Origin of the sequence: Chitinophaga sp., from assembly GCF_035564935.1 — a bacterium.
GTDB lineage: Bacteria > Bacteroidota > Bacteroidia > Chitinophagales > Chitinophagaceae > Chitinophaga.
Genome location: NZ_DATMTE010001036.1, coordinates 1 through 7,976 on the forward strand (window position 1 = coordinate 1; position 7,976 = coordinate 7,976).

Genomic DNA, 7,976 nt, shown 5'->3' on the forward strand with positions numbered 1-7,976 from the left:
GGTAGCTTTCACCCATTGGGTAGTAAGCCAGCTGAGCAACTTTTCATCATACAATCCAATATGATAAAAAGATACATAATTTTTTTGTGAAGCCATACTTATAAAAGGCAGGGGCAATTCCGGATTAACGTGATAACCGGATGGATACAGCGAATGCGGTACCACGAAGCCTGGCATGCCGTAGGATATTCAGGTTGAAAACTTTTTCAGCAAGCGCTCCAGGTTAACTCCCCTTCCCAATACCGGCTTAAAAAGATCTCCTTCTGATCTGATCCGCTCCAACGCATTCTTAATTGTAAAATCGGTCATCTTCAAACCTTTGCGCACTTCTTCCCAATGCAGGGGCATTGATACCGTGGCCCCGGGTTTGGGCCGCAGGGAATAAGGAGCGGCAAGCGTTGCTTTGGGGCGGTTTTGCAGGTAATCGATATAAATACATCCTTTCCTGTTGCGGGTCATCCGCTCGATGCTGGTAAATGCAGGCAGTTGTTCATGCGCTGTGGCGGCGATCAGTTTCCCGAAAAGCTGGCACTGGTCATAAGTATATTTTGCACCTAAGGGGATATAAATATGGATACCGGTAGACCCCGACGTTTTGGGATAACTTTTAACACCCAGGTTTTCCAGCACCTGGTGAACTACCTGCGCGGTCTGAATCACCTGCTGAAAAGTATTCCCTTTGTCGGGGTCCAGGTCAATCAGGCACCAGTCGGGGTTATCAGGCTGATGTATGGTACTGTTCCAGGGATTCATTTCAATAGCGCCCAGATTCGCCATCCATAGCAAGCTGGCCTCATCTTCCACTACCAGGTAATTCTTATCTTCTCCTTCACTGGTGCGGTAGGGAAATTGTTTGACCCATTCAGGCGCTACTGTGGTCACATCTTTCTGATAAAAACTTTTCCCGTTGATACCATTTGGATAGCGGTTCAGTGATTGCGGGCGATTCAGCAGGTAAGGAATAATATAGGGCGCTACCTGGTAATAATAGTTCAGCATATCGCGTTTTGTATATCCTTCTGTAGGCCAGAATTTTTTTCCCAGGTTGCTGAACTTTAACTGGTGATGATTTACCTGTTTTACCTGGGTGGCTTCAGATGGGTTCAATAGTGACTTCCTGCCGTGTTTAGTAACCGGTTTTGTTAACCGCACCATTTTCTCCTGCTTCTTTCCAGGCAGGATATCCGCGGTTTCCAGGGGTTGTTCGGCTGTAACCGTTTTAGCCGGTTTGTCGGTGCGCATGCCTTCAAAACTGGGATGCCGCATCACACCATCTCCTGTGATCTCGGCATAGCTTACCTCGCAGACCAATACGGGCTTTAGCCATGTAGCAGTGGCCAGCGGCGGATTGGGTCTGAACCGGGAAGGCTGGTTTACATCCGGTACTTCTTTAAAAGGACACTTTTTGATGATCAGTTTGCGGAAAGCCTGCATCATTTCTTTTTGCTGCCTTGCGTTAAAACCGGTGCCTATTTTACCGGTATACCGGAGCGCCCCATTTTCATACACGCCTACCAGCAGGGAACTGAATGGCTTGGGAGAACCTTCATTATTGGTAAAACCACCAATCACCACTTCATGTCTTTTATTTGTTTTTATTTTCAGCCAGTCCCTGCTCCTGTCCTGTATATAAATACTATCTGCCTTCTTAGCCATAATTCCTTCCATTCCCATTTTTTTTGTAGCTGCCAGGAGTTTTGCAGGCGAAGCATCAAACGATTCGCTGTAACGGATAACGCCTGCTGACGGGATCAACGCTTCCAGTAAGGCTCTTCTTTCCGTAAGGGGCAAACCTGTAAGATCGCGGCCTTCATACCAGAGAAGGTCAAAAATGTAATACGCCAGTTCGCCATCCGCCTCGCTTCTCCAGTTTTGAAGTGCGCCAAAATGAGCAACACCATTTTCATTCAGTACACAAATCTCCCCATCGATCACGGCATTCTTATCCAGCTGAACCAACGCTTCATAAACGGGATAAAATTTATCGTTGAAAGATTTATTATTCCGGGAGATAAGGTTTACCTGGTTATGATGGCATAAGGCCACAGCACGATAGCCGTCCCACTTCACTTCATATAGCCACCCTTCCTGCGCAGGCGGGCTATCTACCAGGGTTGCCAGCATTGGCTTTACTGTTTTAGGGAAACGTGTTTCCGGCGCCCCGGTGAAACCATTCTTTTCCAGGATAGCCTGCTGCTTCCGTGATAAGCCGCCGGGCAACGCTTTGGGATAAGTACTTTTCTTTTTTATGTTGGTGGGTCGCATACCTTTCCACCAGTAATTCCTGTGCCAGAAAATTCAAGCTTTATACAAGCGGCGCCAACGTTAGCAGGGCGCCGTAACAAGCCCTTCAGCCTGGTATATACTGCGGCATTATTACACAACTGAGTGACATTATCCCCACCGGCATACAAAAAGCCTTCTAACGGCCGTGGTGTTCCGGTACCGTAAACAGATAAAAATATCATTATATTTGCTTAGACCAGCATTTGAATAATGGACCCGTTATCAACCCTTCACATCCGGATCATCAACCAGGTTTTTGAACTGGATAAAAAAACGACTGCCAAACCGGAGTTACAATCCCTTCAACGTAATATAGACCGGATCAAACAACATTTTGAAGAAGCCGGCTATACTATCTTAAACCCGCTGGGAGAGCCTTACCGGGAAACACGGGTGGATTATGAAGCCAGTATCACCGGCGAAATGTCGGCCGATATGGAGATAGTAAATGTGATCAAACCAGTGGTGTACTATACAGAAGGAGGACAAAAATCCATTTTACAAAAAGGTGTAGTTATCGCTGCCGCAAAATAAACCTATGAGCAACCAGATTAATTTCGGTATTGACCTCGGCACTACCAATTCCCTGATCGCCCGGTTCCAGAACGGGGCCGTGGAAATTTTCAAGAACCCGTTCGGCCAGAAGGAAACGCTGCCTTCGGTAGTAGCTTTCCGGAAAGACAGGATCATTGTTGGCGACAAAGCCCGTGAGCTGATAGAGAAAGACCCTGAAAATGTGTTCTCTTCTTTCAAAAGAAAAATGGGCACCTCGGAATCTTTCTTTGTGCCGAACACCAGTGATTTTAAAACACCGGTAGAGCTATCGGCACTGGTACTCCGCGAGCTGAAGAACTTTATTTATACCGGCGAAAAACCGGAAGCAGTGATCATTACTATCCCTGCCTCTTTTGATACCATCCAGTCGAATGCCACCAAAAAAGCCGGCAACGATGCAGGTTTCCGCGAAGTGCTGCTGCTACAGGAACCCATTGCCGCCAGTTTGGCTTTTGCAAACAAACAGGCCAATGCTACCTCCCTCCAGGGACAATGGCTGGTATACGATCTTGGCGGGGGGACCTTCGACGTTGCGCTGGTGAAAATTGTGGACGGCGAAATGCGTGTTACCGATCATGAAGGAGATAACTATCTTGGCGGTGTCGACTTTGATATCGCCATCATTGAACAGCTGGTGGTACCAGCATTACTGCAACAACATGCCATTCCCGACCTGCTCACAGAAATGCGCAGCGCCAGGGGAAAATACAATACCCTGTATCATATCCTGCTGAAAAAAGCAGAAGAAGCCAAAGTGCAACTCACTACCAGCCCTTCCGCCGAAATAGAATTTGAGATGACGGACGCCAACGGCGATACGCAGGATATCTATCTCACCATTACCCGCGAACAATTTGATACGGTTATCTATAACCGCATACAATACTCCGTTGACCTCGTAAAAAAGATCATCGACCGCAATCATCTTACTACCAACGACATCAAAGAAATAGTGATGATTGGCGGAAGCACCTATATACCGCTGGTAAAAAACCTGGTGGCGGCACAACTGGGCATACCGGTGAACTGCAGCGTAGATCCTACTACTGCCGTAGCCGTAGGCGCCGCCTGGTATGCAGGCACCAAAACCATCAGTGAGCCACAGCAAACGGCAAATAAACCTTTGGCTGCCGGCACACCCGCTATCCGGTTTAAAACAGCCTACCAGAAAAATACCGCCGATAAAGAAGAATATTTTACAGCTATTGTAACCGGCCCCGTAACGGGGCTCAGCTATCGCATTGTACGAACAGACGGCGGCTACGACAGCGGCATCAAACCCCTGCAGGAACGCATCTCCGAAATGCTGCTGCTGGCGGAAAACACCAGTAATACCTTCAACATCCTGGTATTCGACGCCGCCCACAATGAGCTGGAAGTACACGCCCCGGTGATCGCCATTTCACAGGGCAAGTTCAATATTCACGGGCAGCCACTGCCTAACGATATCTGCATAGAAATTGACGACCTGGAAAATAATACCACCAAGCTGGAACTTATTTTTGAAAAGAATGCCATCCTTCCGTTGCGGAAAACGATCATCAAGGAAGTGATGAAAACGATATTGCGCAGCGGCAGCGACAGTCTCCTGATCAACGTACTGGAAGGCAGCAGGTACGCCATTCCCGGCAGTTGTGTTCCCCTGGGCATGATCGAAATAAAAAGCACCGACCTCATTACTGATCTTGTAAAAGGTTCCGATGTGGAAATTACCTTACAGATCAGCGAAAGCAGGGATCTTTCCGTGAAAGCCGTACTGCTCATGAATGAACAGGAATTTTCCGAAGTGTTTAACCCTATGGTCCGGAAAATCAATACCGGCAAACTGCAGGATGATATCCGGCAGCTACGTTTGAATGCATCTGAAAAAATAAAATCATTCCGGAAAAGCCAGCAATACGAACTGGCTGCCACGGTGCAGGAAATCATGGCGGACCTTGATCATATCAGCAACCGCATTGAACTGCTCAGCGCCGATGATATTACCGATGAAAAATACCAGCTGGAAGAAAAGAAGCGTAAACTGGCCCAACAACTCGACAGCACCGGGAAAGACCAGCTGATCGTGGAAATTACAGAACTGTATTTTAAACGGAAAGAGTATTGTTTGTATAATATCCGGGAAGAAGAAGACAGTACCCGGATGACGCGCTTTGAAAAGATCATCGCTGGTGAAAGCGCTTATTTATCTTCGCAAAGCTACTACGCCATCAAAGCAAAAATTGATGAGCTGAATGAACTGAGCTGGGAAATAAGGCGCAACAAACCCGAAACCTGGATCAATGCCTATTACTACTACGCCAACGTAAATACGGAAGAATATACAGATCCGCAAACAGCTGCGCGCTTTAAAGAAATCGGTGAACGCGCTTTGGAACGGAAAAATTATGATGAACTGAAAGTAGCGGTAAACCAGCTATACAATCTCATGCCGGATACCAAAAAAGAAAGAGACCAGCTGAAAGGAACAGGTATCGGCTAATCGCCTACTTCCAGCTCCACTCCTGCTGCGTTATTTTCCAGGAGGTTGAAGTGCAGGTAAGTACTGTCCGACAACCCGATCTCAATAGGAATGTTCCGGTTGGACGTAGCCCAGTATGTAGGATCCAGCTTGAATATAAGGCTGTTTTCTTTCAGGAATTGCCTGGAGTTTTTGTAAGCCGCCACAAAAAATCCTTTCACCCTGTATGCCTTCACATCGTCCATCGGGTATTGGGCTTGTTTTGTACCGTTCCATTGCTGACCAATATATACATACAGCCGGTTCACCGCGAGTTGCAGCGGCACATAAGCACTGTCGCCCGGCGAAATGTAACAGGAGTAAAAAGTATCCGGCGTTTGGACCAGGGCAATTGCCGGCGCTATTAACCGGTTGTAGAGATGCAGGCTTTGCCGGTAAACCGTATTCCCCTTTGGCGATGCATGGCTGGCATTCTGGCCCTGTTCCGCTATTTTTAATATAGCAGGATCGTTGGTTTTACTGAAGGGCCTGTTCAGCGCAGTCATAAAATCAGGACCGTATACATCGTCGCCGGTTACCGGCGTTTTGCTGCTGTCTTTGTTGTTTAAAGGGTATATAGAATCTGTTTGCAGATGATACAAAAGATATTTTACCGGTTCGTAAGTACGGTCATGTGCAAAATAATCAAAGCTGGTAACTATTGCAGGCCGGGGCTTTGTTTCTATTAAGGAGAAAAAAAGACGGGATAACAGTATCGCCGATATGATAATCACTAATGTTCCGGTTCCCTCTTCACTCATCCCTTTCGGTTTAAGCGGGCCCAATAAAGAACCTATCCGCTGGGCCAGTGATCTGTTTGCCCGTTGTTCTTTCCCGTACGCCAGCATCTTCGCTTTCCACCGCTCCGTTTCCTCTTTTACGTATGCTGCGGTGTGGAGCTTTTCAACCAGCTCCAACATCGCCATCCCATTTTTAAAATCATTCCTGTATATGGCCAGTCCCAGGTTGATCAAACTAATACCGTACTCGCTTCTCCATTCCCGGAACCCGGAGGGTAACGCATTCAGCTGTTGCACCAGGGTAATATTGGCAAAAACCAATATTTGCTGCCACGGAACGGTGGCTCCTTCCCGCAATTTTCCAATAATAGCTTTCAGGTGTTCTTCCACTATTTGCATGTAGCGGAATATCTTTCTGTAGCTGGTAGTAGTATGTTCTCCATCCATCAACCAGGGATTGGCAAAAAGATAGATAGTTTGTTGCAACTGCTGGTGCTTCAGGCTATCTATCACTGCGTTGGCAAACAATGGTCCGTACCAGGGAGAAATAAAAACCAGGAAGGCCGTGTTTTCGTAAACAGGATTATCTGCAAACCTGCCGGTAATTTCTCCTGTGTCCAGGAAGTGCAGCAGTACCGGGTCTGCAGCTACCTGCGCATGAAAGAAAAGTTCATCACCCGCTGTTAGCTGGTCAAAAAACTGTAACAGCTGGTGTTTATCAAATGCCCATTCGCCTGTTTTAAATTGCTTGTCGTCCGACAGTTCCAGTTCTGCCAGCATTTTTTTCCGGAGAAGGGATAACGCAGCGGTATCACCCGTATCTACGGGTCCACCATGAACTGCCTCCAGGAAAATAACGGGATTCACATACTTCATAAGAAGGCAAAATAAATAAAATAAACACCGCTATCTTCCTTTTAATATTATAAAATCCAAAAAAATAAAATCAGTGTGATCAGCGTAATCAGCATAATCCTGAGTCAGACAAAATCCGCGGCTACTCCATCGGGATCAGGTCTACCCCATTGAAATTATTTGTGAGCTGCCGGAGCTGCAGTTGTTGTTGCAGCATATCTTTTTGCGACAGGAAAACTTCCACCGGGATATAGCGGTTGGAGTGCTGCCAGTAGCTGCTGTCGAGGTTCAGTTGCAGGCAGGATGTTTTCAGGAAATTGAGGGCATCATAAACGGGCATCAGGAAAAATCCTTTAGCACGATAAGATGGCACATAGTGCATCGCATATTCGGCTTTCCATTCGGGGTCCCATCCTGCACCGGCATAAAAATACACCCGGCTGATGGACAACGGGAGGGGTACAAAGGCGCTATCGAAGGGTGCAATGTAGCAGGAGTAAAAAGAGTCTGGTGTTTGCACCATGGTGATCAGTGCGCCATCCTGGCGGTTAAAAACGCGTATGCTTTGGCGGTGTGCGGGATCGGTCCAGGAGCTGTCTTCCGCCGTCCAGTGCTTTGCCCTGCCGAAAGGCGGGCGTACAAAGCCGTCACCATAATTGCCCTGCATCCTTACCGCCTTCATGAAATCAGGGCCGTACAGATCGGCGCCGGTGGCGGGCGACGGCAGTCCGGGGCTGTTCAACAGCTTCTTTGCCCTTTTCTCTGTGTCCATCAGTAACTGCGACAACAGGTACTGCATAGTGAGCGAAGTACGGGCGCCCATAAAAATGCTGTTCTCACTTTCACGGACATTAATACGGGGCGTATAGGCCTGTTCAAAGTGAGCGCCAACACCAATAGCTGCAATAATAACGATGGCAATTCCCCCTTTCAGAAGTGTATCCCTGAGTAGTTTCCGGCGATCTTTCCTTTGCCGGTACCCGTCGCCAAAAAATCGGGCCAGCAAGGATTTGCGGCTGGTGGCCTTTGCTTCCAGGCGC

Annotated in this window: 5 protein-coding genes; 2 read left to right on the forward strand and 3 right to left on the reverse strand. The window is 47.6% G+C overall.

Annotated features, from left to right (window positions below):
* Positions 1 to 189: 189 nt before the first annotated feature.
* Positions 190 to 2,265 (reverse strand): DNA ligase D, encoded by a 2,076-nt coding sequence (gene ligD, locus VN105_RS26980; RefSeq protein WP_325646110.1) that lies wholly within the window; start codon positions 2,263 to 2,265, stop codon positions 190 to 192.
* A 231-nt stretch (positions 2,266 to 2,496) separates the two neighbouring features.
* Here ligD and VN105_RS26985 point away from each other — a divergent pair, with 231 nt between their 5' ends.
* The gene (locus VN105_RS26985) at positions 2,497 to 2,820 is read left to right on the forward strand and encodes a hypothetical protein (RefSeq protein ID WP_325646112.1); all 324 of its coding nucleotides are present in this window, start codon (positions 2,497 to 2,499) and stop codon (positions 2,818 to 2,820) included.
* A 4-nt stretch (positions 2,821 to 2,824) separates the two neighbouring features.
* A complete protein-coding gene (locus tag VN105_RS26990) occupies positions 2,825 to 5,323 on the forward strand; it encodes an Hsp70 family protein (protein WP_325646114.1) in 2,499 nt (832 codons plus the stop codon).
* Here the strand turns inward: VN105_RS26990 and VN105_RS26995 are convergent.
* Positions 5,320 to 6,957, reverse strand: a complete 1,638-nt coding sequence (locus VN105_RS26995; protein ID WP_325646116.1) for a hypothetical protein — start codon at positions 6,955 to 6,957, stop codon at positions 5,320 to 5,322. The two genes, VN105_RS26990 and VN105_RS26995, sit on opposite strands and share 4 nt — an antisense overlap.
* Positions 6,958 to 7,078: 121 nt before the next feature.
* On the reverse strand, positions 7,079 to 7,976 hold an 898-nt coding region (locus VN105_RS27000; protein WP_325646118.1), incomplete at its 5' end, for a hypothetical protein.